Origin of the sequence: Acinetobacter sp. Ac_5812, assembly GCF_013072695.1 — a bacterium.
GTDB lineage: Bacteria > Pseudomonadota > Gammaproteobacteria > Pseudomonadales > Moraxellaceae > Acinetobacter.
The window spans coordinates 19,978-45,064 of record NZ_LXUK01000017.1 but is presented as its reverse complement, the minus strand read 5'-3'; the positions used below and the strand labels follow the sequence as shown (position 1 = coordinate 45,064).

The following is a 25,087-nucleotide window of genomic DNA, read 5'->3' as shown; positions in this document are numbered from 1 at the left end:
GCTACAACCCCTTTAATATTCTTTTTAATTTATTAATTATTCTTTCTAAATAATTAAATTTCCACGAATATCCCCAGTGATGTATACCATAAGTATCTTCCTTAATATGCACATACATCAACTGCTTTACAGGTTTATCTGGATCAAATGGATTATAGGGGTAAAATGAATTCTGAGACAAAACTATATCTCTTTCTTTAGAAACTTTATTGTATACACTACCAAGAACATAGGGCATAGTTTTATACACACTACTATTAACATCATAAAAATCTAATACTAATTTTAATATTTGATGCCCCTTAATACAACCAATCACCCCACAGCTCACTTTATCTTGATCAGAATCTTCATAAGCTGCAAAAAAATCATTATTAAGTAAAGTCGAAATATCTTTAATCAATTCCATATCAGTATCTAAATATACTCCACCATATTCATATAAAGCATGACAACGAACATAATCAGCAACAAAAGCATATTTCTTATCTTTTAATGCTTTTTTCACAAAATCATGTTCTAAAGGTGAGTTATCTTCATTCCAAAGAATAAACTCCCAATCAGGTAGATATCTATGCCAACTTTTGATACATTCTTCTATTAAAGGGGACATAGGGTTTTTACCAAACCAGCAATAATGAATAATCTTAGGAATCATAATATACCATTCAATTTTCTAATTAATTTTCCACTTAAGGCTTTTAACACCATAATAGGATACAAAAAAAACATATTTAGTATTGCAAACAAATATATTTCTATCAAAAGCTGATTATATTCTCTCTCATGTGATTTAAAATGATCAGCAATTTGCAATTTACCAATAATCATTATATTTTTTTTCTTTGAAAGATTATCCTCATGCAATCTATACTTCGTAAAAGTATAGTTTAAGTGTATACAATACCCACCTTTTTCTAGGACTTTCAAATAAATATACCAATCTTCAATGATAAATTTTTCATTAAAACCATTCACATTCTTTATATCTTTTAGTCTAAGCATCTGTGTAGGGGCTGGTAAATATTCTGTATACTTAAACAAGTCTTTAAAAAAATATTTTTTTTCTTTTTTTATTATTTCCCCACACTCTTCATTCTGATCATTAATTAAAATCATATTACCAAAAACACCTTTGCAAGCGTCATCAGCTTCAAGAATAGGAACTTGCACCATCAGCTTTTCAGCTAATAGCATATCATCTGAAGCAATGGCTGAAAAATACTTACCATGACACCATTCCAATGCTTCATTTAAAGTCGCACTTAAACCACGATTTGCTCGATATCTGAACTCAAATCTAGTAAACCGTTCTTCACAAACAGATAACATCTCTTCTATTTTTTCTATAGAATTATCTTTAGAGCCATCATCAATAATAATTAGCTCAATATTCTGATAAGTCTGATTAATCACACTTTGAATACAATCCTGAACATACTGTGCATGGTTATAGCAAGGGATGACAACAGAAACTAAAGGCTGGCTTTTTGATTGCATCTCTATATAACTCTCATCCGCAAATGTTTAAACACAAAAATACTCATTACCCCCCAATAGACTGCATAATTTATTAGATGCGCAATAGAAACTCCTTCAAAACCAAACATCTGGGTACAGATATAAGTCAAAAGAATTGAACTTATTGCAAACATAATTTCTGTCGTTACAAACAGTTTAATCATTGCTTTGCTTAACATCAAATAAGCAAGTATCCAACTTCCAATCTTTAGGGCATCTCCGATCATTTGCCATAAAAATAGATCAGCCATAGGCAGGAATTTTTCACTGAATAATACAACAATAACCCAATCTTTCAATAGATAAGCTAGCCCCCCTCCTAAAATAGCGAGTGGGAATATAAACTTATAACCTAAATAGACTTCTTTTTTTATTTCAACAAGGGTTTTTAATTCTGATAATTTAGGTAAGTAATAGACACCTAAGGTTGTTGTTACCAGCATTAGATATGCAGCACTTAAACGAATCATCGCTTCCCAATAACCCGCATAGTCCGCACCAAAAGTCTGACTTAGATATGTTCTAATCGCTATTTGGGAAAGTGGTACACAAATTGCGCTGACTAGAGCCATTAATGCAAATGACATAAACTTATGTGCAATATCAGAATCGATTCGCCCAAACAAGTAAGAAATTTTAAACCAATCTGCTTTATAGCAAAGATACAGAGTGACAAAAAAAGCAAGAGATTGATAAACAGACAATGCAGCCAATGCACCATACAAATGATATTTGACTGCAAGGGCTGTCGTTATTACTAAAGATACTAGACTACCAGCTATATTTGCCAATACTAACTTTAGTATTTCCTTTTTTCCATTTAATATCGCCAAAAACAGAGTATTAAAATTAAAAAAAACTAGAAAAATGGCAAACCAAATGAATACCGATTGGTATTCTAGGCTATGAAAAATATAAAGAGACAATTGCTGCTGAAAAATAATAATGAGTAATGCAAAAAGCACGCTTAGAATAAAAACTATGCTCCCTGCGTTTTGCCAAATTTTTTTCTGCTTTTGCTTATCTTCATAATATTCTGCTGTATATTTTGTGACAGCAGTATTAATCATACTTCCTGAAAAGGTTGTAATCATTTGAATAAAATTTTGAAACTGGCCAATCATAGCATAGCCAGAAGGGCCAACATAAATCGCTAAGATTTTATTCAAAATAAATAAAGTAGCTGTTTTAATTAAAACAGCTACTCCATTTAAAGCACTTGTTTTCAGCAGATTCATATCAAAGACTAAACGTGTTACAGACTTCAACTATATGCTGAGCATCTTTTATATTTAAGACAGGACTCATTGGTAAACTAAGGACTGTCTCATGTATTTTCTCAGATATTGGGAAACTTAGATTATTCCACTCACGATAAGCTTGTTGTTTATGTGGCGGAATTGGGTAGTGAATTAAAGTCTGTATACCGTGTGCTGCTAAATGCTGCTGTAAAGCTTCTCTATGAAGAGTGCGAATGACAAACAAGTGCCAGACATGTTGTTGATCTTCAATTGCTTTCAATTCAATCTTAGGGAGTTCAATCAGAGGATTACTAATTCCCTCTAAGTAAACCTGTGCAACTTCACGACGATGCACAATTTCTTCATCTAAATACTTAAGCTTAATATCAAGCATAGCCGCCTGAATTTCGTCTAAGCGACTATTTACACCCTGCACTAGATTCTTATATTTTTCATGCGACCCATAATTACGCAGAGCCCTAAGCATATTTGCTAGCTCTGTATCATTGGTCGTGATCGCACCTGCATCGCCTAAAGCACCCAGATTTTTGCCAGGATAAAAGCTAAATCCAGATGCATCCCCCCAATTTCCAGCCTTTTTACCATCAATTGTAGCGCCATGGCTTTGTGCAGAGTCTTCTAAAACCAATAAACTATATTTTTCAGCAATTGCCATAATTTCAGGCATTGCCGCAAGTTGGCCATATAAATGAACGGGTAAAATAACCTTGGTCTTATTTGTAATAACAGCTTCAATTTTTGCTGGATCAAGATTAAAGGTATCGGGATCTGGCTCAACAAGTACAGGGACAAGTTGATTGGCACTAATCGCTAAAATACTTGCAATATAAGTATTCGAAGGCACAATGACTTCATCACCATCTTGTAATTTGCCAAGCTCTTTCCAAGCTCTCAAAGTTAAAATAAGTGCATCTAAACCATTGGCAACGCCAATCGCATATCGTGTACCACAATATACAGCAAAATTCTGTTCAAACTGATCAAGTTCAGTGCCACCAATATACCAGCCAGAATCAATCACACGAGTACAAGCATTAATCAGTTGTTCACGATATTGCTGATTGATATTTTTTAGATCTAAGAAAGGGGTTGTCATTCTACATAACCTTTAATGATAGCTGGATTTCCTACGACAATCGCATTTTCTGGAACATCTTTGGTCACAACAGCACCTGCACCAATCAGTGCATTTTTTCCAATACGGATACCAGGTAAGATGGTTGCATTCGCACCAATACTGGCACCTTGCTCTACAATCGTTTGAGCAAAACTTTCTGGATATTGTTTAGAACGTGGTTTTTTATCGTTAGTAAAAGCCACACAAGGGCCAATAAACACATTATCTTCTAAGGTTATACCATCCCAGATATAAACCCCTGATTTTACAGTGACATTATTGCCAATATGCACATCATTTTCAATTAAAGTATGAGCACAAATATTACACCCTGCACCAATTACGGCATCCTTCAAGATGACGCTATATTGCCAGACTCGAGTATTTTGACCAATATTTTTAGAGTGTACATCAGATAATGGGTGAATGAATGGTCTGTTTACAACAGTTAAGAAGTCATCATAATTACGAATATAATCGCTTTCATCATAATGCTCACTTGCCAACACCAACAAAATGCAATCTTCCGAAAAATCATGCATTTCATGCCACACAAGTGGGGGAATCATCAGCCCTTTATTTACCTGATCCATCCATACTTCTTGTTTTTCAGAACCATTGTCCATAATCATTCTGCATTTGCCTTTTATACAGAACGCAACCTGATGTAGCTCTTTATGTGCATGAAAACCGCGTGGGACATCTGGCTTGGCATCAAAAATATAATAGATACGATTCACTTTAAAAGGAATATTTTTGCTCGCCTCAGCAACAACTAGGCCACCACGCTCATCACCTAAATTTGGTAAGTCAATCCAATCAATTAATTTCATATTTCATTCACCAAAGAAATCAAATATTGGCCATAATCATTTTTACTCATGCTTTGGCCAATTGCTAAAATTTGATCTTTGCTTAGCCAACCATTATTAAAAGCAATTTCTTCTAAACATGCCACTTTATAGCCTTGCCGCTTTTCAATGGTTTCTACAAATTGTGCTGCCTCAAGTAGGCTTTCATGTGTGCCTGTGTCGAGCCAAGCAAACCCTCGACCGAGTAACTCGACATTTAAGTCACCACGCTCTAGGTATATTTGATTGACTGTCGTGATTTCTAATTCACCGCGCTCAGATGGTTTGACTTGTTTTGCAATCTCGACAACATCATTATCATAGAAATAAAGTCCTGTCACCGCAAAATGTGATTTTGGATTTTTCGGCTTTTCTTCTAATGAAACAGCACGTTTTTGCTCGTCAAACTCAACCACACCAAAACGCTCTGGATCTTTCACCTGATAGCCAAAGACCGTTGCCCCTTTTTGGCGTGCAACTGCCTGACGAAGCATTGGTGTAAAACCTTGTCCATAAAAAATATTATCGCCAAGCACTAAGCACACATTACTCGTACCAATAAACGCTTCACCAATAATAAAAGCCTGAGCTAAACCATCTGGACTTGGCTGAACGGCATAACTCAACTCAACACCAAATTGCGAACCGTCACCCAATAGTCGTTTAAAGCCATCAATATCATCTGGGGTACTGATAATTAAAACTTCGCGAATACCCGCTAACATCAAGACTGACAAAGGGTAATACACCATCGGTTTATCGTAAATCGGCAGTAACTGCTTAGATACACCCTTGGTAATTGGATATAAGCGTGTACCTGAACCACCCGCAAGAATAATACCTTTCGTCGACATTAGACATTTACCCCTAATCTTTCACCTTGATAACTGCCATCTTGTACACGGCGACACCATTCTAAATTATTTAAATACCATTCAACGGTTTTACGGATACCCGTTTCAAAAGTTTCCTGAGGTTTCCAGCCAAGTTCGCGCTCTATTTTTGATGCATCAATCGCATAGCGTAGATCATGTCCGGGACGATCCTTTACAAAAGTAATTAAACTTTCATAAGCTTGAGCATTAGCCTGTGGTCTTAATTCATCTAGAATTTTGCAAATGGTTTTAACTACTTCAATATTCTGCTTTTCGTTATGTCCACCAATATTGTAGGTTTCACCAATCACACCTTGAGTAACGACTTGATAAAGTGCTCTAGCGTGGTCTTCAACGAACAACCAGTCACGGATCTGATCACCCTTTCCATAGATCGGCAATGCTTTACCATCTAAAGCATTTAAAATGACTAAAGGAATTAACTTTTCTGGGAAGTGATAAGGACCATAATTATTAGAACAATTGGTGACAATGGTCGGTAAGCCATAGGTACGTTGCCAAGCTCGAACTAAATGATCTGAACTCGCCTTACTTGCTGAATAGGGAGAGCTTGGCGCATAAGGTGTTGTTTCAGTAAATAAGTCTGTTGTACCCTCTAGATCACCATAGACCTCATCTGTTGAGATATGGTGAAAACGAAAGCTTGCTTTTTTATTGTTATCTAATGCCTGCCAGTAGTTACGTGTCACCTCTAATAAGGTATAGGTCCCTACAATATTGGTCTGAATAAATGCACTTGGTCCATCGATTGAACGATCAACATGCGACTCAGCCGCCAAATGCATGACTACATCAGGTTGAAATTGTTGAAAAATCTTCTCTAGCTTTGACGCATCACAAATATCAATTTGTTGAAACTGATAGCGCTGATCCTCATCAATTTCTTTTAAGGATTCTAAATTTCCAGCGTAGGTCAATTTATCTATATTTAAAACGGTATCTTTCGTTGTTTTTATAATATGGCGTACTACAGCAGAACCAATAAATCCAGCGCCACCAGTTAATAATATTTTCATATTTTTCCACTATACTACATCGAGTAGACTCTATCTAAACTTGATATCTTCACACAAAACTTAAAGTATCTATGAACAATCCTATAAAATCTTTCGCAAAATATCGGCTAAGACACTAGGCTGCTTATTTCGAACTTCATCCTATTTCACTGAAAAAAATGAGGAAATAAGGCTTAAAACACTTCAAATTAGTACGGAGAATACAACTCGGCATAATATAACAAATTTCATCAATTTGTTAGCGCTTCATTCTATTTTATTTAAATGATCTTCTAATTAATTTAAATTTATTTACGAATAGCTTTTCGTTAAATACTGAACTAAATCAAATTACTCTATAAAGTGAATTTTTTATATCAAATAATTCAACACTCCCACAAAAAGAATATTATGTTTTTTTAATCTTTTGGGATAAAATCATCGCGATTTAGCATCCATTGTCCACTGATGATCCATACACGACAATAGGTATTGATTAAAAATAAGATTATCTAAGGGTTTCATGTGAAGTATTACCAACTTTTTTCAATTCTTACACTTAGTATTAGCGCTGTAAGTTGTGCAATCACTTCAGGTCTTCAAACACATGACTTACCTGAAAATGGAGACTTTACAACGGAACAAGGCGTTAATCTTACGATTGTACAACTCACCCAAGAAAACTTAGCTTTATATAACCTAGCCTCTACATCATTGCTACCACAAGACAAGCTATCGACATTATTTCGCCAAACTCCCACCCAATATCGTTTAAGTGCAAATGATGTCTTATCAATCCAGTTATGGGCCTACCCTGAAATTACTCCCCCTCTAAATAATATTAATAATATGCAATCTGCCCAAGCAAGTGGCTATGCAATTGACATAAATGGCAATGTACAACTCCCCCTAATTGGCCAAGTTCATGTTGCAGGAAAAACCCTTGCAGAAACTAATCGATATCTACGGTCTCAGTTTGCAAAATATTTGAAAACACCTGATGTTATTGTTAGGATTTTATCCTACGAAGGCAATCGTTACTTTGTAAATGGGCAAGTCATGAAAAGCGGGCAATATACGCTGAATGATCAGCCAATTAGCTTGTATACGGCACTCAGTATGGCTGGAGGAGTCAATCCTGAAACAGGGGATAACACATCTATACAGTTAATTCGTAAAGGGATTACTTATAATTTAAATTTAGTTGCTTTAGAACAAAGTGGTTTATCTCTCCACAAATTAATAATTCAACCTAATGATACGATTTTTGTAAATACCAAACAAAACCAAAAACTTTATATCATGGGTGAATCAAGTAAAAGCCAGGCGCTTCCCTTACGTGATCAAGGGATGACCTTAAGTGATGTACTTGGTGAGAGTGAAGGTATTAACCCATATACAGCAAGTGCTGCGCGTATTTATGTAATGCGTACAAACCTCAATACTCAGCACTCGACTATTTATCAACTAAATTTGAGTAGCTTAGGGAATCTTGCTTTAGCCAATCAATTCGCTATGCAGAAAAATGATATTGTTTATATTGATGCAACAGGCTTGACGCGCTGGCAGCGTATGGTTAATCAAATTATACCATTCTCTAACGCACTTTATAGTTTTGATCAGTTAGGTAAATAATATGACCTTTTCAATCTAACCATTTAGATCTCCAAGAATCTGCAAGCGTTTTCCCAAATTTTAAATAGTTGTTCCCTTATGAATCAAAATACACAACTGACTGATGACACGATTGACCTTAGAGAATTATTTTTCGCTCTTATTGCACAATGGAAACTTATTGTTTTCTGTACAATATTCACCCTAATTTGTGCTAGTATTTATCTTAAAACTGCAGAAAAAACTTACGCTGTTGATGCAAAAATTCAAATTATTGATAACAAACAAAATGGCTTAGCAGGTCTAAACTCACAGCTTGCATCTTTAGGTAGTTTAGCTGGCGTAAATATTGGTGGTCTTGGCGGTCAACAATCGATCCAGGCAGAAATCGAAATCTTGCAATCTCGCTCTATTTTAGCAAAAACGATTCAAGATCTAAATCTAGATATCCAAATCCAACCAGATCAAGGCTTTGCTCAGAAGCTTTTAAGCGCAGATCAATTTCACACCAACTATCTTACAGATCAAGTACAAGTTAGAAATCATAAAACTGAGTTCTCTATTCGCCAATTTGACATTCCAAAAAAATATCTAGATCAAGACCTACTTTTAAGCTTCCATGAGAAAAACTTTAGCCTTACGTCAGAAAAGACTGGGCTAGAAGTATACAAAGGATCCCTAAATCAAAAAGCAAATTCTACTTCCCTTAGTTCAGCTTGGAAAATTAGTATTTCAAGCCAACATCCTCTAGAAGGTCAGTATATTGTTCAAAAACAATCAACACTTGCAGCAGTCAAAGCTATTTTATTAAGTTTAAAAGTGGCTGAACTTACCAAGCAAACAGGGATTATCACTATCAATTATGATGGAGCAGACAAAGCGCACATCATAAAAGTGCTAAATCACATCTTGGAAATTTATCAAAAGCAAAACTTAGCGACAAAATCAGCAGAAAAAGAAAAAACATTAGCCTTTTTAAACCAGCAACTGCCACAACTGAAACAAGAGCTAACAGAGGCAGAGCAAAAGTTTAATACGTTCCGAGAAACTCATGGGACCATTGATATTCAGCAAGAAGCTGGGCTTTATTTAAAGCAGAGTGTTGAGTTGGAAACACAAAAAATTCAGCTAGAGCAGAAGCAGGCACAATTGGCTGCTCAATACACAGCACAACACCCAATGATGCAAGAAATTAATACCCAAATTGCTGTATTCAATAAAAAAATTAATGAGTTGAACAGTGCATTAAAAAAATTGCCCAATACACAAAGCCAGTATTTGCAATACTATCGCGATGTACAAGTACAAACGCAGCTGTATACCAATTTATTAGGAACATACCAGTCTTTAAGCTTGGCTAAAGCAGGCGAAACAGGAAATACTCGTGTTTTAGATTACCCTGTAGAACCAACGAAACCAATCAAACCTCGTAAGCTAATCGTGTTAATCCTCTCGATTTTTGTGGGTGGATTTATTGGTGTATTGATCGCCTTAGTTCGCAATATGTTACAAACTGGCGTACGTCATCGTGATGAAATTGAACAGGCTGTCGGCATTAATACTTATATTGAATTACCTAAAGCGAAACATAAAACTGCTCCTGAGTTACACGCACTCAAGACATTTATCCCGACTTTACGTTTTAAGTTACAGCAAAAACAACATAACGTTGCACTCATAACAAGTGTTACACCTAATCAAAATCAAGGTGTGATTGCTCAACATTTGGCACTTTATCTCAGTCAAGCTGGGCAGAAAGTTTTAGTCATTGATAGCGACCTTTATCGTGGTGAACTTGACCAACTTTTTAAGAGCACTTCAAAAGTGGGCCTAGCTGAATATTTACGCGGACAAGCCAATCTAGATCAAATTATCGTGAATACAACTTATCCGAATTTGAGTTTAATTGGTCGTGGACAAAGCAATGATGAAGCTTCTATTAGCTCACATCAATCAATTTTTGCACAGTTAATGCAACAGATCAGCAATCAATATGACTACATTTTGATCAGCTCTGCACCCGTACTTGCAACCTCTGATAGTTTAAACCTTGCTCAATTTACAGGTTTTAATCTCTGTTTAGTCCAATACGGCCAGACACAACTGAAAGATATTGAACTCGCAAAATCTTATTTTGTGAATGCTGGACTTGAGATTGATGGTCTTATTCTCGATCAGATCCCGAGCTATCAAATTAATCAGTATCAATATCAGACCAGCAAATAATTGCTCTAATATTGAATAAAAGGAACCAGAGGGTTATAAATTCTCTGGTTTTTTTATTTCAACAAGAATGCTCATTGATTTCACAAATGACTCAATCCTCATACAAAAAATCCATGCATTTTTGCTGTTTATTATTCAATGCCTAAGCCTATACATGCTAAGATCAACGGCATATTTTTTATTAAAATCTCGCTTTGGGACATCTCATGAGTAAAGCTTTACCTTTCGTTGTCGCAGCTGTTTTAGGCGGTGCAGCGCTCGTTCCTATTTACTACGCTACTAAAAATCCAACCACTGAGTTTGGCGCCAAGGCTGACAAAAATGCAGCACCTGTGGCAAAAATCAGTTATGCATTAGGTTACGAAGTCGCAAAACAAACCCCACCTGAATTAGAAACCAGTGCATTTATTACTGGCTTCCGTGACGGACATGCACAAAAACCAGCAGCCTACACAGAAGAAGAGTTACAAGCGGCTTATGTCGAGTTCCAAAAAGAACTACAACAAAAGCAAGCGAATGAGACCAAAAAAGTCGAAGCGACCAACAACAGCTTTTTAGCAGAAAATGCGAAAAAAGAAGGTGTGAAAACCACCGCTTCAGGCTTGCAATATAAAATCACTAAAGAAGGTACAGGTAAACAGCCTGCCGCGACTTCTGTTGTGAAAGTTCACTACAAAGGTCAACTTGCTGATGGTAAAGTCTTTGATAGCTCTTATGACCGTGGCGAGCCAATTGAGTTCCCGCTGAATCAAGTGATTCCAGGCTGGACTGAAGGTTTACAGCTGATGAAAGAAGGTGGTAAAGCAACACTTTATATTCCTGCAAACTTAGGTTACGGTGAACAAGGTGTTCCTGGTTCGATCCCACCGAATAGCACATTAATTTTTGATGTAGAATTAATCGCTGTTAAGTAAATGATCTTAAGGAGAGCCTGTGCTCTCCTTTATTTTTTGGAAGAAATAATGAAAAGATTAGGTCTCATTTTAATTGCAACAACCATCGGAACAGTGCAGGCTGCACCCATTACACTAAAAAGCCCACAAAAAGATCAACTCGGGTATAGCTACGGTTATTTCATGGGCAGAGGCAATGCCGAAACCTTAAAAGATTTGAATATTGAAACCTTCGCACAAGGCTTACAAGAAGCTGTTCAAGGTAAAACGGCATCATTGACCGACGAAGAAATGACCAACGTTCTAAATCAATATAAAAAACGCTTAGAAGCCAAGCAACTAATTGAGTTCCAAGAACAAGCACAAAAAAATGATCAGATAGGTAAAGCCTTTTTAGCAGAAAATAGCAAGAAAGCAGATATCGTGACTACGAAATCAGGCCTACAGTACCAAGTACTACAACAAGGACAAGGTAAATCACCAAAAGCGACATCAACGGTTAAAGTAAACTATGAAGGACGCTTGCTCGATGGAACTGTGTTCGACAGTTCGATTGCACGCAACCATCCACTTGAGTTCAAACTCAGCCAAGTGATTGCAGGTTGGACCGAAGGTGTACAAACCATGAAAGCAGGTGGCAAAAGTCGTTTCTTTATTCCCGCAAATCTTGCCTATGGTGATGTCGGTTCGGGCGATGCAATTGGTCCTAATAGTACGTTGATTTTTGATATTGAGCTGCTCGAAGTTCAATAATAAAAAACCCTCCATTCGGAGGGTTTAATTTTTTTCAATCCATGACTTTAAGCTTTTAAATGCCTTGGTCGGAAACCTGTAGCCAACAATGCTACAGCATAGGCAACAACACCGGTGACACATAAACCAATCACTTCAGCAATACGTAGCCATTGAGAAATATCGCTTTGGTACCAGGTTAAACCATACCAAAGTGCTGCAATCATGGCGATATTGGCAACCGCATATTGCAGTGCCAGTTTTTTCCAATGTGCCCCAAAACGATAGATATTACGTTTATGCAAATAGAAATACAGCATACCCGCATTGACCAAAGCCGAGCCTGAAGATGCTAGTGCGAGCGCCATATGCTCGGCATGCCAATTGATCAACTTAAACAAGCCAATAAAGACTACGTTTAGAATCGCATTGGCTGCCACGGCCATTAAGCCAACACGAACTGGGGTTTTAGTATCCTGTTGTGCATAGAAGCCTGGCGCAAATACTTTGATCAACATAAATGAGATGACCCCTGCACTCATACATTGCAGTGCTAAGGCAGTCATTCGTGTATCTTCCACGGTAAATTCACCACGTTGGAACAAGGCCTGAATAATCGGGGTCGAGAGCATAAATAATGCAATACTCGCAGGAATCCCCACCAGCATAATAATCTTGGCAGCCCAATCAATCATGCCTCTAAATTTGGCTTGATCTTGCTCTGCATGACGTGCGGAAAGTGAAGGTAAAATTACTGTACCAATAGCGACACCAATTAAGCCCAGTGGTAACTCAGTCATGCGTTCAGCACTGTATAACCATGATACTGAACCATCTTGCATGAATGATGCCCAAATGGTGTTCAGCAATAAGTTAATCTGAGTCACTGACACCCCAAACAAGGCAGGCAGCATCAGTTTTAAAATACGATCCACCCCTTCATGTTTGAAGTCTACTTTAGGTGGAATCAGTAAATTCTTTTTCCATAATTCGGGGATCTGGATCGCCAACTGTAAAACACCCGCGGCGACCACCGCCCAGCCCAAAGCCATAATTGGCTCTGCCATATACGGGGTTAACCACCACGCCCCTGCAATCATCGCCACATTGAGTAATACAGGAGAAAATGCAGGTGAAGCAAATGAACCATAGCTGTTTAAGATACTGCTGGCAAAAGCCGTCAATGACATAAACATTAAGTAGGGAATGGTCAGGCGAAACATATCGACCGCGAGCTCAAATTTTTCAGGATCGTTATGGAAACCAGGTGCATACAGATAAATAATCGCTGGGGCAGCCACCATAGCGACAAAGGTCAATAACGACATGGCCGTGAGCAAACAGCCAAACACCCGACTAATTAAAATCTGGACTTCGGCATGGGCACGACTGGTCTTATATTCGGTCAAAACAGGAATGAAAGCCTGAGAAAAAGCCCCTTCCGCAAATAAGCGTCGGAAAAAGTTGGGAATACGAAAGGCAACAACGAAGGTATCGAAGTCCTTGCCTGCACCAAATACATTGAGCAGTACCACATCACGTACCAACCCCAACACTCGAGATAACATCGTCATTGCACTGACAATTACAGTCGATCGCCACAATGCCATCGCATTCACCTACGGCTTATCTTTTAAAAAGCGTTATTGTAATGAAAGTCCGAATAGATTTCGTTATGAAATCTTAAATCTGGTCATATTTTTAGCGTGTTTTTTGTTTAGACAGCAAATTTCGAAATAATTGCCAATCAAAATATAAACCTGGATCGGTTTTACGTTTTGGCGCAATGTCAGAGTGGCCTGCAATATGATTTTGAATTTTTGGATAAGCTTGACCTAAAGTATTCACAACTTCAACCAATGCCTGATATTGTTCAGGCTCAAAAGGTAAATCGTCACTCCCTTCTAGCTCAATCCCAATCGAATAATCGTTGCATTCTTTCAACGCTAAATAGCTAGAACGGCCTGCATGCCACGAACGATCATTAAAATTCACAAACTGAATCACTTCGCCTGTACGCAAAATCAGCAGATGAGTAGAAACTTGCATTCCTTCAATGGTTTGGAAATAAGGATGGATAGACCAATCCAGTTGATTCTGAAAGAATTGCTGAATATAGCCCCCACCAAACTGTGAAGGTGGCAAACTAATATTATGAATAACAATTAGTTGAATCTCGGTATCGGCAGGGCGTGCATTAAAATTCGGCGATGAAATTTGTGTTGCACCATGTAATCTTCCATCTTGGATTTTAAATTGTTGCATTCTGAGTCTGACCCACTCACAGTTTTATGTTTCCTATATAACATAACTCAGATGAATAGCGTTATTGTAACCTATAAGAATCAGCCAACGCTTCTGCATCAGAAAGGGCATGATGTGGAACTTGAGAGGGAAATCCCATTTTTCCTGTCCATAACTCTAAAGTGAGTGGCGGCGTAACCATTGCTCGTCCTGCCTCAAGCACAAGACTACGAGTGAACAATGATAAATCTTCTACCCAATCTGCAATCACATGAATTGCGTCATACTCATTCAAAAATAAACTTAATTTATTTTGAAATTCGGTGAGTGAGATCGGTGCTTGAGCAAGTAGAGGCATCACATTTTCAGCCACCCAAGCTAAAGGTTGAGGACAGTCCAATACTTCATAAAAAGAGTGGCCCTCTTCATCGACCAATGCCAATGAAATCAGTTCACCACCAAAACCGTTAAATTCACAATCTAAAAATAAGTTCATATCTTTTCTTTATTAATTAGCTAGCCCCAAAACATAAGTCAAGGGGCTAATATAATTTATATACCTAGCTGTTCAGCGGTCTCTTTCGCTTCCAAGATTTCAGCATAACTAAAGAATTTTTGTGAAATATTTTTTTGCATATAACCATCAGGATTTTCCTTATCAGGCATATGACTTCCACCATGATAACTTGCCCGAAACTCGCCTTGAATTGTGTAAATTACATATCTTGGCTGAATACCTTTCTTTCCTGTTTCACCAAATTTCAACTGGTCATTTGATGACCCCATATTGTGTAATACTTTCTCAAGATATATTGAGCCTAACTTATAAATAGGATCGCCCCAAATCATCATTTTCTCCTTTAATTTAGTTTTCAAGATGAAATAAAATCAATGTAAAAACGCTATTAATTTTGGTTTTCATATATATGAATACAAACGAGAGAGCGAGAAGTTAAGCTCAAAATGTAATTTTTTGTAATTAAACATCTAATACATTGATATTAAATAAGTTAAATTTCATAAAAACCACCAAATTTGATCACTTATTGTTTGTATTTTTTAAGCATTTTCGTGAACTAATTTTAATTTTCACGTTATATTTACACTTTCATTCTATCCTTTGATGACATACCCTTTTTTATCAAGACAATGTAAGATAAACCCCACGTTTTTTAGTCAAACATACACTGGAACTGGTATGAGTATCCCTCAATCTTTGCTTGAACAATCTATTCAAATCAATATTCAACAAGCATTACAGGAAGATATTGGGGATGGCGATATCACCGCCCTGCTCACACCAGCCGATGAACAAGCCACAGCGACCATTATTAGCCGTGAAGAGATGGTGCTGGCAGGTCAACCTTGGGTCAATGCCTTGATCCAAGCCTATGACAGCTCAGTGCAAGTGACTTGGTTAAAACAGGAAGGTGATGTAGTTGCGGCAAATGAAGCGTTTTTAAAACTGGCAGGTTCAGCACGTAGTTTGCTCACTGTAGAGCGTCCTGCGCTGAATTTCATCCAAACGCTGTCTGCGGTTGCAACTAAAACAGCAAGTTATGTTCAACAACTCGAGGGGCTACACACCAAACTGCTCGATACTCGTAAAACCTTGCCGGGCCTACGCATTGCACAAAAATATGCGGTTGCTGTTGGTGGTGGACAAAATCACCGTTTAGGTTTGTTTGATGCATTCTTAATTAAAGAAAATCACATCATGGCTGCGGGTGGAATTGCTCAAGCGATTCACAAAGCGCATGACATCGCACCGGGTAAACCAGTTGAAGTTGAAGTCGAAACTTGGGATGAACTCAATCAAGCACTTGAAGCAGGTGCGGATATTGTGATGCTGGATAACTTTAGCCAGCAGCAGATGATTGATGCAGTCAAGCATGTCGCAGGGCGTTGTAAATTAGAGGCTTCAGGTAACATTACCATCGACAATTTACGTGAAGTAGCCACCACGGGTGTGGATTACATTTCAATGGGCGTATTGACCAAAGATGTGCGCGCGGTTGATTTATCGATGCGTTTTAACGCTTAAGCCTGATCAAGGTCTTTTTCTTGCTTTACAGGCTGTTGCTGGGCAACAGTCTCTGTCTGAATCAACTGATTCGTTGCAACTCGCTCACTCCACGCTGATTTGGCTTCGGTTGAATCAGTCGGTCGTGGATCCGCCGCCATCAAAACAAAAGTCACTGCGGTCAGTAACACCAGAAAAACTTGTAACATCGTTATCCCCTAAAAATGCTTAATTTCAATTTGTGTTCAATCTATCAAAGCAACATGAGCCAAATCTGAGGGCTTTGTTACAACATGCAAATGCTCAGTGAGCTATTTGTTGACGATGATGTATTTGTGTCTACTTTCATTTCAATCTATGTAAGCTTAAAATGCTAAGCAGCTCAATTTATTAAAATAATAAGTGTGGATACCGTATTCGAAGCTGTGTTTCATGTGCTGTTTAAGCTGTTCCGTTTTCTCATCATTGACCTGATTTTTGAGATTATTATTGAAGGTGTAATTCGTAGCATTGGCTATGGGGTGGTTCGTTGCTATCACCTTGGACAACGGGTAGATTTTGACAGTACTGAAGTATTTGTCGTCGGTTTTATCACGCTGCTCATGTTGATTTTTCTGTGTATCTACTGGTTTTTACTACGATAATTTTCAGCCTATAAAAAGCAGCCTAAGCATTCACTTAAACTGCTAATTTAACTTGTGTATTAAAAGCTTTAGCTGCCCGAAAAGCCCATATACGGATCAGAAATTGAGTCCTCATTGGTTTCAATACGACCCGCAAAACGACGACTATAACTCGGATCATTTTCAATCGTGACGCTAAAATCGTACCAACCACCAAACTCAGTCATGTCCCAACTGAGTTCTTTTTCAGTCGCAGCCGTTTCAATTTGCCAGCTCTTATTTGGTAAGTAGGCATTGGCTTTGACCACCAGTTTTGCTGTTTGTGTAGCATCATTGCGGACTTTTAGGAAAATCTTTGGATCACACTCCTCCATACAAACACGAACTTCTGGAAGTGCTTGAATTTGTGCGGTTTGAGTTAGATTACCCGTAAAGCTGCGATGGAAACCATTCGGTCCCAATACCCATAGATCGTATTGATTGTCTTTACTTTGCCAAACATCATCTAGTTGCTTACCTGCTTCCACCATATAACGACGTGGAACTGCTTCTAAATTCAATTTGTCATAGACATGGAACACGGCCGCATGCGTGCCTGTATTTGAGAACATTAATTTCACGGTTTTAGCCACAACATCGACTTTGGCACTGCTATGCAAGACATAAGGCAGTGCACGCGATGGACGAATCCCCATGTCCTGAACTGGATCGGTCTGACTGAGCGGACGGCTGACCTGAGATAAACTCTCCTGTGCTTTACGAATCGCATCGGCCTCAGCTTTGCTCTTCTTACCGGATAAATCTGGCATAGGGAGTAAATTAGGGGTTTTAAAATTAAATGCCGAGGTTAAATCACCACATACTGCACGACGATAGGGACTGATATTCGGCTCTTTCACATCAAAACATTGTTCCAAGAAGCGAATTACTGAAGAATGGTCAAACACTTGGGAATTGACCCAACCACCACGACTCCACGGAGAAATGATATACATCGGCACACGAATCCCCGGCCCATAGACCCCAACACCATTACTCACTTTAGGATCGGTAAAATTCGGTTGTCCATTCGAAGCCTTGGCATGCGTCGCATATTCATAAGACATCTGTTCTTTGCTGAGCGTCGATTTGCCATATACCGTGCCTGATGCATCCATTGAAGGTGCGCTTGGTGAAGGTACATGGTCAAAGAAACCATCATTTTCGTCAAAATTGATCAAGAAAACGGTTTGGCTCCACAGCTCAGGACGCTCAGTCAGCGCATTGAGAACTTCTTGGATATACCATGCTCCCTGCACTGGGCTTGATGGCCCTGGATGCTCACTATAAGTTGCGGGTGCGACCAACCAACTGACTTGCGGTAATTGTCCTTTGGCAATGTCTTGTTTAAATGTCCCTAAAAAACCACCATCTGGCATGGTATTGGCGATGCCTTTGTACAAAGGTTGACTGGCATCAATTGCTGGATCATAAGCTGGGCAAATGGTGCTGTTATTGACAGGTTTACCTGATAACTCATTGGCACGACGATACTTTTTAAATCCTGCTAATGGATTATCAGTAAAGTTATCAGGCATGTTTTGATACACCTTCCAGCTGACCCCTGCTTGCTGTAAACGCTCAGGATAAGTGGTCCAGTCATAACCTGTGGTCGATGGGCCAATCGCATCCAAATCATTGACGACACTGGCAACATTGGCCCCTGTTGGACCATTGGTACCAGTCCAGATAAACATACGATTTGAGTTGGTTCCCGTATGCATCGCGCAGTGGTAAGCATCACACAGAGTAAAGGCATTGGCCAAAGCAAACTGAAATTCAACTTCTTGTTGCTTGTAATAGCCCATCGATTGCGGTTGTTTGTATTGTACCCAACTGCCCATACGACCATGATCCCAAGCATATTGTCCATCGGTCCATGAGTGCGGTGTACCGCTGACACGTTGTGCATTGCCGCGGCTGCTGTCTAAGTGATATGGATAGACCTTATTCTTATTGGCATCATACTGTTCCCAGACTTTACGACCTTGGCTTAAAGGAATGGTAAAACGGTCACCAAAACCACGTACACCTTTCAAAGTACCAAAGTAGTTGTCAAAAGAACGATTCTCTTGGGTCAAGATCACCACATGTTTGACATCTTTGATGGTGCCTGTTTCTACCTTGGCATCAATCGCAAGTGCCTTCTGAATACTCATTGGGAAACTGGTGAGCGCTGCTGTACCAAACAAGGCTTTGGTTGAATTTAATAAAAAATCACGACGATTCATTGGTTTATTTCCTTATTGTTATTGTTTATGGCGCGCAGTGAATTTTGCAGGTAGATGTTGGCGGCTTTGGACTTGGCGTAGGATTATTATTATCGCCATCACTGTCGTTACAGGCACTGAGTAACAAGCAACTGCTGCTGAGCAACGCTAAAAGGAAATTTCGCATTTGACTATCCGTTAAATATCAGTGCAGATAGTCAATACAATCTAAATGACAATTGAATGATGATTTGATCGCAATTCAATGACAAAAAATGGATAAAAAAAAGGCGGTCTAAAAAAACCAGACCGCCCGCACTATCAACTGGAGCTTACCAACCGAGTGCCTGCTGTTGCTTCTGAATCAATTCCGCGATTCCTTTTTCTGCAAGCTCTAACATGGCATTGCACTGCTGGCGCGTAAACGGCTTGTCTTCTGCCGTTCCTTGAATTTCAATAAATTCGCCAGCCTGTGTCATCACCACGTTTAAATCGGTTTGGCAATTTGAATCTTCTTCGTAGCATAAATCGAGTAAAACTTCGTCTTGATACATCCCGACTGAAATTGCTGCGACTAAGCTTTTTAATGGATCCTGTTTAATTTTTTTATTGCTAAGCAATACATTCATCGCATCAACCAAAGCCACTGCTGCGCCTGTAATTGCTGCTGTACGTGTGCCGCCATCCGCTTGAATCACATCACAGTCAATCGTAATGGTGTTCTCGCCTAATTTCTTCAAATCCACCATGGCACGTAAGCTACGACCAATTAAACGCTGGATTTCTTGGGTACGACCTGTTTGCTTACCGCGTGCCGCCTCACGATCACTGCGCGTATGCGTTGAGCGCGGTAACATGCCATATTCAGCCGTCACCCAACCTTGCCCCTGACCTTTCAAGAAACGAGGTACTGAGTTCTCAATGCTTGCGGTACACAACACTTTAGTATGACCAAACTCAACCAAAACTGAGCCTTCTGCGTAACGAGTAAAGTTACGGGTAATTTTGACCTCACGTAATTGGTCTAATGTTCTTTGGTCAATACGCATAACGATTCCTTAAAACTATGGCACAAATATCATTGCGCCATAGTATATCTCAATTACACGTGCTTCCAGTTTTACTTATTCGTTACAATTCACAGAATTAGTCATCGCTTAAGCAAACTTAAACTTCGATTTGAAATTCGTCCAAGTTTGAGCCACTTGTGCAGCCATATCATTCGGCAAAGAACATCTTGCTAAACGAACCCAAACCGTCCAGAACTGCTTCATAAAGTTAGCTTCGTTGTAGTTCACGCCATACTCAGCACATAAAGCTCTGATTTGTGGTGCAACTTGCTCATAACGATTGGCAGGCATATCTGGGAACAAATGATGCTCAATCTGATGGCTCAAATTACCACTCATAAAGTGCATCCATTTACCACCGGTAAAGTTACTTGAACCACGAATCTGACGCAGATACCACTGTGCTTTGGTCTCATTCTCAGTATTATCTGCTTCAAAGGTTTCCGCATCTTCAGTAAAGTGACCATTAAAAATCACCGCTGACGACCATAAATTACGCATGATGTTTGCAACTGCATTTCCAGCCAATACTGGAATAAAGTTAATCGTTGCAATTGCAGGAAAAAACACATAATCCTTTAACACCTGACGCGTCGCTTTTTTACGGAAATCAGATGCATCCGCCCAAACCTGTTTCCAGGTTTTGGTTTTATAGACCAAAGCATCTTCCAAATGCAGGTTTTGTACCCCGACATACCATTGGAAAAAGAACATCAACTGTAAAGCCAACGGAATATTGGCCAAATGACGCACTTCCCATTTTTGATCTTCTGTCACCCTTAAAATGCCATAACCGACATCATGGTCTTTACCGACAATATTGGTATAAGTGTGATGCATATAATTATGGGTATAGCGCCAGTCATTGCCTGAACAGGTATTATCCCAATCGTAGTCTTCGCCACGCAAGCTAGGGTCATTGAGCCAGTCAAACTGACCATGCATCACATTATGGCCCAACTCCATGTTCTCTACGATTTTAGACACACCCAGTATGGCGGTCCCCAGCAACCATACGGGTGGGATCCAGCCACCGAACATCAACATACCGCGTGATGCGATTTCGGTATAACGTACGAAATTACGCACTTTGTAGATATATTTTGAATCCTGCTCACCGAGATTTTGCATCACGTCTAAACGTATTTGCTCGACACGGCGACCAAACTCTTCGACTTGTTCAGGAGTTAAATGCGCTGACTTTGATACGGTTTTAAATTCTAATGCCATATTCATTGTACTAATCCTCAAATATCTTTGTTTTTATAGGTCAATCGTGACTGGGCTTAAGGCCTGGCTCACACATAACTTGATTGGACGATTCGGTTGATCATCAATTTCGCCTGTGATCACGTTCTGGGTCACACCACTGACTTTGGTACAGCTACAGCGGTTACAGACACCCATACGACAACCATGTTGTGGACGTAAACCTGCTTGTTCTGCACTACTGAGTAGATTGGTCGTTGCAATAAAATTCTGTTGCGCACGACGGAAACTAATCGGTTGAGCTGCACTTGAATGCTCAATCTGGATCGGTTGGAAAAACTCTTGATGAAAATTTCCAGCTGCATCCTGTTGTGTATAAATGTCTTGCGCTTGGCGCATCATGCTGTGGTGACCACACGCATAAGCTTGCATCTCTTTAAAATTTGGGACCAATTTCTCTAACAATGCTGCATCTAAATGCTGTTTTTGCTCTGCGGTATTAAAGAAATGATAATGCAACTGTGGATATTGCTCAGCCAAGGCCAAAATGTCCTGATGCAATACTTCTGCACGGTTAAAATAAACCACATGAATCTGTTCAAGCTGCTGTTGTAGCGCTTGTTGCAATAAAGAATAAATCGCGGTAATCCCTGAACCCGAAGCAATCAGTAATGCAGGTTGCTGACCTTGATGTAAGACGAAGTCACCTTGTGCCTGTGAGATCTCGAAACGATCGCCTACGCACAATTGTTGTGCTGCTTTCGAAACCACACCTTGAACTTTAATCCCAAGACGAATTTCGCCCTGTGGCGTAACATCAATAATTGAGTAACTGCGTTGTTGATATACCCCATTGATCATCAAGGTAATCAAAACACTATGACCTGCTTGGACTTGGCTAAAATCAAAATTATGATTTGGCTTTATCGTCAATAACACCATATCCGAGCTGAGTGGCTGTACGGCGGTTACTTCTGCAAGAATGCGTTTCCAAGCAAAGGTTGGCTTTATTTTTTGCAAAATAAAATCAACAAAATCTTCTCGAATCCAATGTGGCTGATAACTTAACTCTGCGTTCATACGTTCCTCGTTTTGTATCTGGCTATTTATTTTGAGTGAACAAATGTTCGTGTAGTGAACATGTGTACACTATATTTATTTGTGTTCACTGAGTCAACACTTGTTCACTAATTTTTTGAATATTTTTTATACTTTTTAATAAGCCATTTAAAATAAGGAAAAAATAAAAAAATTTACGCAGGCTTTAAGCTCATACCTAGCAAGCATTGATCAGTGAAAGATCAAAAACATTGGCATTTAGCAATGGACAAGGACTAAAAAGTTTCTGTTTTTTTTGCTAGACTCTGCTGTACGGTTTCAACGAGTCTTATTCATGTCGATTAGAGATGAACGAAAACAACAGAGTCGGCAGGCTCTACTAGATGCAGCACTTCATCTCAGCACTGCTGGGCGCTCATTTAGTAGTATTAGTTTGCGTGAAGTTGCTCGCGAGGTTGGTTTAGTTCCAACAGCGTTCTATCGTCATTTCCAAGATATGGACACACTGGGCCAAGAACTGGTTGATCAAGTCTCTTTACATCTAAAAAGCTTGATTCATCAATTAGGGCAAAGCTATTTGAAACACAGTGGCAGTGCCAAAACCCGTACCAGTATTGAACTTTTTGTACAGGCCGTGAATCATAGTCCGCAACAATGGCAGTTTATGATTGCAGAACGTTGGGGGGGCTCAGAAACAGTCCGCATTGCGATTGCACGTGAAATTGAGTTTCTGATTGAAGACCTCGCCATTGATCTATGCAAACTCGAAACCTTCAAACACATTAAAGAAGCCAAAGACTTGCAAGTCTTATCTACGATTTTGATTAATATGTCGTTTACATGGGCAATGACGTGGATCAATTTACCCAAACAATTCACGATTGATCATCTACTCGAACAACAAAACTTATTTATCGACAATGCAGCGACTCAAGTCCGTTTACTCTTCAGTGGTATTTCTAACTGGGAACCACAAAACGCTTGACCTGATCCAAACCAAAGTTTGATATATAAAAGCATTGCTTAGCGTTATGATGCATTAGACACTAATGCAAACGCAGTCTAGAACACTATGAGGAGCTTATAAGCATCATGAATCCTGATCGTCATACTCAGTTCTTAATTCGTAAAGAAAAAATTTTGCAGGTTGCGGAAAAGCTATTATTAGAAAACAACCAAGAAATGACCTTAGATGAACTGGTTGCGGAACTGGATATTGCCAAAGGTACGTTATATAAACATTTCCGGAGCAAGAATGAACTGTTACTGGAACTGATTATTCAAAATGAAAAAGAAATTTTAAAAATTTCAGACAAATACAACACCGATGTCAAAGAATATGCACCACGTTATATGCTTTATCATTTAACCTCGCCGAGTCGTACCATTCTGCTGCATCAGTTGGAAGAACACTTGACCATGACGGAGTCGAAGTTAAAGCACTTGTTTGATGAACTGTACGCGATTCGTCAGCAACGCATTGTTTCATTAAAAGATATGACAGAAAAATATTTAAAATCACAGAATTACGATATGTCGATTCGTGATTACCTGTCTTATATCTGGTCTCTAACCTACGGTGCAGCATTGTTATTAAACTCTAGCTATTACCAGCGCTCGATTGGTTCTCGTGAGAAGTTGATTAATCTGTATGTCAATCAAGCTTTGTCGCTACCGACACAGAAAGTTCAGATCGATTTAAAAGATCTACAGATAGACCAAAACTAAATGAAAAAAAGGACTGTCGATACAGTCCTTTTTTATTGCAGATCGACGTAAATTATTTTGCTTTACGTTCTTTTTCTAATAAATAATCAACCACTTGGGTCACTTTTCCGTCTTCACCCTGAACCACATATTTACCATTCACGACCACGGCAGGAACACCCGTTAACTGGTACTGCTGCGCCAATTTATTCGACTCAGCAATTTTCGCCGTAATTGGGAATGAATTAAACATGCTGTTAAATTTCTGCTCAGGTACACCATAACGCGCAAAGAATTTTGCTTGAGAGGCTTGGTCAAAAATTTGCTGACCGCCATCATGAATGGCATGGAACAATGGAATATGGGTCTTCTTACGCACACCCAGTGCTTCTGAAACGTAGTAACCACGTGCACCTTGTTCCCAGACTTTATTCATCGCCGCAGGGGTCCGTAAGAAATAGACGTCTTTTGGAATTTGCTTTAACCATGTTTGCATATGTGGTTCAAGCTTGAAGCAGTGCGGGCAGCCATACCAGAAGAACTCACGTACTTCGAGTTGTCCAGCAGGTGCTGAAGTTTTGCCTGGGTTGGCAATCACGGTATAGTCTTTACCGGCCACAAAATCTGCTGCCATCGCATTCATTGAGAATGCCAACGCAACTGCACTTAAACCACCTAATACTAACTTTTTCATTGGCTTTGCTTTTCCTCTAAGCATTTTTCGTAAGTTTATATGCTAAATATAAAACAAACACGAGCAATTCGTTTTGCTTCTGTGAAGTTTTTTATTGGATTT

The 25,087-nt window shown here is 39.0% G+C and carries 25 protein-coding genes; 8 read left to right on the top strand and 17 right to left on the bottom strand.

Features of this window, described 5'->3' with window-relative positions:
• Nucleotide 1: 1 nt before the first annotated feature.
• The 7 genes from A7P55_RS12535 to rfbB are packed head-to-tail and all read right to left on the bottom strand — an operon-like array spanning nt 2 to nt 6,663.
• Nucleotides 2–658 carry a glycosyltransferase gene (locus tag A7P55_RS12535; RefSeq protein ID WP_171552341.1) on the bottom strand — a complete coding sequence of 219 codons (657 nt, stop codon included), beginning with the start codon at nt 656–658 and terminating at the stop codon, nt 2–4.
• Nucleotides 655–1,500: a glycosyltransferase gene (locus A7P55_RS12530; RefSeq protein WP_171552340.1), complete on the bottom strand. Its 846-nt coding sequence runs from the start codon at nt 1,498–1,500 to the stop codon at nt 655–657. The genes A7P55_RS12535 and A7P55_RS12530 overlap by 4 nt, the downstream gene beginning before the upstream one ends.
• Nucleotides 1,501–1,502: 2 nt before the next feature.
• Complete coding sequence (locus A7P55_RS12525) at nt 1,503–2,759, bottom strand: O-antigen translocase (RefSeq protein ID WP_171552339.1); 1,257 nt, start codon at nt 2,757–2,759, stop codon at nt 1,503–1,505.
• 1 nt (nt 2,760) lies between these two features.
• The gene (locus A7P55_RS12520) at nt 2,761–3,879 is read right to left on the bottom strand and encodes a DegT/DnrJ/EryC1/StrS family aminotransferase (protein WP_171552338.1); all 1,119 of its coding nucleotides are present in this window, start codon (nt 3,877–3,879) and stop codon (nt 2,761–2,763) included.
• Nucleotides 3,876–4,733: a WxcM-like domain-containing protein gene (locus A7P55_RS12515; protein ID WP_171552337.1), complete on the bottom strand. Its 858-nt coding sequence runs from the start codon at nt 4,731–4,733 to the stop codon at nt 3,876–3,878. Before A7P55_RS12515 ends, A7P55_RS12520 begins: the two co-directional genes overlap by 4 nt.
• Nucleotides 4,730–5,605, bottom strand: coding sequence for a glucose-1-phosphate thymidylyltransferase RfbA (rfbA, locus tag A7P55_RS12510; RefSeq protein WP_171552336.1), 876 nt, complete (start codon nt 5,603–5,605; stop codon nt 4,730–4,732). Before rfbA ends, A7P55_RS12515 begins: the two co-directional genes overlap by 4 nt.
• A complete protein-coding gene (rfbB, locus tag A7P55_RS12505; protein WP_171552335.1) occupies nt 5,605–6,663 on the bottom strand; it encodes a dTDP-glucose 4,6-dehydratase in 1,059 nt (352 codons plus the stop codon). The genes rfbA and rfbB overlap by 1 nt, the downstream gene beginning before the upstream one ends.
• A 504-nt stretch (nt 6,664–7,167) precedes the next feature.
• On the opposite strand from rfbB, the gene A7P55_RS12500 reads away from it, so the two are divergent.
• The 4 genes from A7P55_RS12500 to A7P55_RS12485 all read left to right on the top strand — a co-directional run bounded on the left by A7P55_RS12500 (nt 7,168) and on the right by A7P55_RS12485 (nt 12,128).
• Entirely contained in the window at nt 7,168–8,277 is a 1,110-nt protein-coding gene (locus tag A7P55_RS12500; RefSeq protein WP_005319938.1) for a polysaccharide biosynthesis/export family protein, read from the top strand.
• 78 nt (nt 8,278–8,355) lie between these two features.
• Nucleotides 8,356–10,482, top strand: coding sequence for a GNVR domain-containing protein (locus tag A7P55_RS12495; protein WP_171552334.1), 2,127 nt, complete (start codon nt 8,356–8,358; stop codon nt 10,480–10,482).
• Between the two features lie 206 nt (nt 10,483–10,688).
• Nucleotides 10,689–11,396 (top strand): FKBP-type peptidyl-prolyl cis-trans isomerase, encoded by a 708-nt coding sequence (locus A7P55_RS12490; protein WP_004801786.1) that lies wholly within the window; start codon nt 10,689–10,691, stop codon nt 11,394–11,396.
• Between the two features lie 48 nt (nt 11,397–11,444).
• Complete coding sequence (locus tag A7P55_RS12485) at nt 11,445–12,128, top strand: FKBP-type peptidyl-prolyl cis-trans isomerase (RefSeq protein ID WP_171552333.1); 684 nt, start codon at nt 11,445–11,447, stop codon at nt 12,126–12,128.
• A 47-nt stretch (nt 12,129–12,175) separates the two neighbouring features.
• On the opposite strand, the gene murJ is transcribed toward A7P55_RS12485, so the two are convergent.
• The 4 genes from murJ to A7P55_RS12465 all read right to left on the bottom strand — a co-directional run bounded on the left by murJ (nt 12,176) and on the right by A7P55_RS12465 (nt 15,200).
• Nucleotides 12,176–13,726, bottom strand: coding sequence for a murein biosynthesis integral membrane protein MurJ (gene murJ / locus A7P55_RS12480; protein WP_171552332.1), 1,551 nt, complete (start codon nt 13,724–13,726; stop codon nt 12,176–12,178).
• An 82-nt stretch (nt 13,727–13,808) separates the two neighbouring features.
• Nucleotides 13,809–14,372 carry a 1,6-anhydro-N-acetylmuramyl-L-alanine amidase AmpD gene (gene ampD / locus A7P55_RS12475; protein ID WP_171552331.1) on the bottom strand — a complete coding sequence of 188 codons (564 nt, stop codon included), beginning with the start codon at nt 14,370–14,372 and terminating at the stop codon, nt 13,809–13,811.
• Between the two features lie 61 nt (nt 14,373–14,433).
• Complete coding sequence (locus tag A7P55_RS12470; RefSeq protein WP_171552330.1) at nt 14,434–14,847, bottom strand: hypothetical protein; 414 nt, start codon at nt 14,845–14,847, stop codon at nt 14,434–14,436.
• Nucleotides 14,848–14,903: 56 nt separating this feature from the next.
• Nucleotides 14,904–15,200 carry a hypothetical protein gene (locus A7P55_RS12465; RefSeq protein ID WP_171552329.1) on the bottom strand — a complete coding sequence of 99 codons (297 nt, stop codon included), beginning with the start codon at nt 15,198–15,200 and terminating at the stop codon, nt 14,904–14,906.
• A gap of 349 nt (nt 15,201–15,549) precedes the next feature.
• On the opposite strand from A7P55_RS12465, the gene nadC reads away from it, so the two are divergent.
• On the top strand, nt 15,550–16,395 hold the full coding sequence (gene nadC, locus A7P55_RS12460) for a carboxylating nicotinate-nucleotide diphosphorylase (RefSeq protein ID WP_171552328.1): 846 nt from the start codon (nt 15,550–15,552) through the stop codon (nt 16,393–16,395).
• Here nadC and A7P55_RS12455 read toward each other — a convergent pair.
• A complete protein-coding gene (locus tag A7P55_RS12455; RefSeq protein WP_171552327.1) occupies nt 16,392–16,583 on the bottom strand; it encodes a hypothetical protein in 192 nt (63 codons plus the stop codon). The genes nadC and A7P55_RS12455 overlap by 4 nt on opposite strands.
• Before the next feature lie 195 nt (nt 16,584–16,778).
• Here A7P55_RS12455 and A7P55_RS12450 point away from each other — a divergent pair, with 195 nt between their 5' ends.
• Entirely contained in the window at nt 16,779–17,018 is a 240-nt protein-coding gene (locus tag A7P55_RS12450; protein WP_171552326.1) for a hypothetical protein, read from the top strand.
• Nucleotides 17,019–17,086: 68 nt separating this feature from the next.
• Here the strand turns inward: A7P55_RS12450 and A7P55_RS12445 are convergent, their stop codons facing one another.
• The 4 genes from A7P55_RS12445 to A7P55_RS12430 form a co-directional block, all read right to left on the bottom strand.
• Nucleotides 17,087–19,267, bottom strand: coding sequence for a phosphocholine-specific phospholipase C (locus A7P55_RS12445; RefSeq protein WP_171552325.1), 2,181 nt, complete (start codon nt 19,265–19,267; stop codon nt 17,087–17,089).
• Between the two features lie 311 nt (nt 19,268–19,578).
• Nucleotides 19,579–20,295: a ribonuclease PH gene (rph, locus tag A7P55_RS12440; RefSeq protein WP_004801766.1), complete on the bottom strand. Its 717-nt coding sequence runs from the start codon at nt 20,293–20,295 to the stop codon at nt 19,579–19,581.
• 108 nt (nt 20,296–20,403) lie between these two features.
• Complete coding sequence (locus tag A7P55_RS12435) at nt 20,404–21,546, bottom strand: acyl-CoA desaturase (protein ID WP_171552435.1); 1,143 nt, start codon at nt 21,544–21,546, stop codon at nt 20,404–20,406.
• A gap of 33 nt (nt 21,547–21,579) precedes the next feature.
• Nucleotides 21,580–22,605, bottom strand: a complete 1,026-nt coding sequence (locus tag A7P55_RS12430) for an iron-sulfur cluster-binding domain-containing protein (RefSeq protein WP_004801763.1) — start codon at nt 22,603–22,605, stop codon at nt 21,580–21,582.
• 313 nt (nt 22,606–22,918) lie between these two features.
• Between A7P55_RS12430 and A7P55_RS12425 the strand changes: the two genes are divergently transcribed.
• A complete protein-coding gene (locus A7P55_RS12425) occupies nt 22,919–23,569 on the top strand; it encodes a TetR family transcriptional regulator (protein ID WP_004801762.1) in 651 nt (216 codons plus the stop codon).
• A gap of 107 nt (nt 23,570–23,676) precedes the next feature.
• Complete coding sequence (locus tag A7P55_RS12420) at nt 23,677–24,312, top strand: TetR/AcrR family transcriptional regulator (protein ID WP_004801761.1); 636 nt, start codon at nt 23,677–23,679, stop codon at nt 24,310–24,312.
• A 52-nt stretch (nt 24,313–24,364) separates the two neighbouring features.
• Here the strand turns inward: A7P55_RS12420 and A7P55_RS12415 are convergent, their stop codons facing one another.
• A complete protein-coding gene (locus A7P55_RS12415) occupies nt 24,365–24,985 on the bottom strand; it encodes a thiol:disulfide interchange protein DsbA/DsbL (protein ID WP_004801760.1) in 621 nt (206 codons plus the stop codon).
• Nucleotides 24,986–25,087: the final 102 nt, after the last annotated feature.

Coding starts and splice junctions, on each gene's coding strand:
- A7P55_RS12535 (WP_171552341.1), bottom strand. CDS start 658: ATGATTCCTAAGATTATTCATTATTGCTGGTTTGGTAAAAACCCTATG.
- A7P55_RS12530 (WP_171552340.1), bottom strand. CDS start 1,500: ATGCAATCAAAAAGCCAGCCTTTAGTTTCTGTTGTCATCCCTTGCTAT.
- A7P55_RS12525 (WP_171552339.1), bottom strand. CDS start 2,759: ATGAATCTGCTGAAAACAAGTGCTTTAAATGGAGTAGCTGTTTTAATT.
- A7P55_RS12520 (WP_171552338.1), bottom strand. CDS start 3,879: ATGACAACCCCTTTCTTAGATCTAAAAAATATCAATCAGCAATATCGT.
- A7P55_RS12515 (WP_171552337.1), bottom strand. CDS start 4,733: ATGAAATTAATTGATTGGATTGACTTACCAAATTTAGGTGATGAGCGT.
- rfbA (WP_171552336.1), bottom strand. CDS start 5,605: ATGTCGACGAAAGGTATTATTCTTGCGGGTGGTTCAGGTACACGCTTA.
- rfbB (WP_171552335.1), bottom strand. CDS start 6,663: ATGAAAATATTATTAACTGGTGGCGCTGGATTTATTGGTTCTGCTGTA.
- A7P55_RS12495 (WP_171552334.1), top strand. CDS start 8,356: ATGAATCAAAATACACAACTGACTGATGACACGATTGACCTTAGAGAA.
- A7P55_RS12490 (WP_004801786.1), top strand. CDS start 10,689: ATGAGTAAAGCTTTACCTTTCGTTGTCGCAGCTGTTTTAGGCGGTGCA.
- A7P55_RS12485 (WP_171552333.1), top strand. CDS start 11,445: ATGAAAAGATTAGGTCTCATTTTAATTGCAACAACCATCGGAACAGTG.
- ampD (WP_171552331.1), bottom strand. CDS start 14,372: ATGCAACAATTTAAAATCCAAGATGGAAGATTACATGGTGCAACACAA.
- A7P55_RS12470 (WP_171552330.1), bottom strand. CDS start 14,847: ATGAACTTATTTTTAGATTGTGAATTTAACGGTTTTGGTGGTGAACTG.
- A7P55_RS12465 (WP_171552329.1), bottom strand. CDS start 15,200: ATGATTTGGGGCGATCCTATTTATAAGTTAGGCTCAATATATCTTGAG.
- nadC (WP_171552328.1), top strand. CDS start 15,550: ATGAGTATCCCTCAATCTTTGCTTGAACAATCTATTCAAATCAATATT.
- A7P55_RS12455 (WP_171552327.1), bottom strand. CDS start 16,583: ATGTTACAAGTTTTTCTGGTGTTACTGACCGCAGTGACTTTTGTTTTG.
- A7P55_RS12445 (WP_171552325.1), bottom strand. CDS start 19,267: ATGAATCGTCGTGATTTTTTATTAAATTCAACCAAAGCCTTGTTTGGT.
- rph (WP_004801766.1), bottom strand. CDS start 20,295: ATGCGTATTGACCAAAGAACATTAGACCAATTACGTGAGGTCAAAATT.
- A7P55_RS12435 (WP_171552435.1), bottom strand. CDS start 21,546: ATGGCATTAGAATTTAAAACCGTATCAAAGTCAGCGCATTTAACTCCT.
- A7P55_RS12430 (WP_004801763.1), bottom strand. CDS start 22,605: ATGAACGCAGAGTTAAGTTATCAGCCACATTGGATTCGAGAAGATTTT.
- A7P55_RS12425 (WP_004801762.1), top strand. CDS start 22,919: ATGTCGATTAGAGATGAACGAAAACAACAGAGTCGGCAGGCTCTACTA.
- A7P55_RS12420 (WP_004801761.1), top strand. CDS start 23,677: ATGAATCCTGATCGTCATACTCAGTTCTTAATTCGTAAAGAAAAAATT.
- A7P55_RS12415 (WP_004801760.1), bottom strand. CDS start 24,985: ATGAAAAAGTTAGTATTAGGTGGTTTAAGTGCAGTTGCGTTGGCATTC.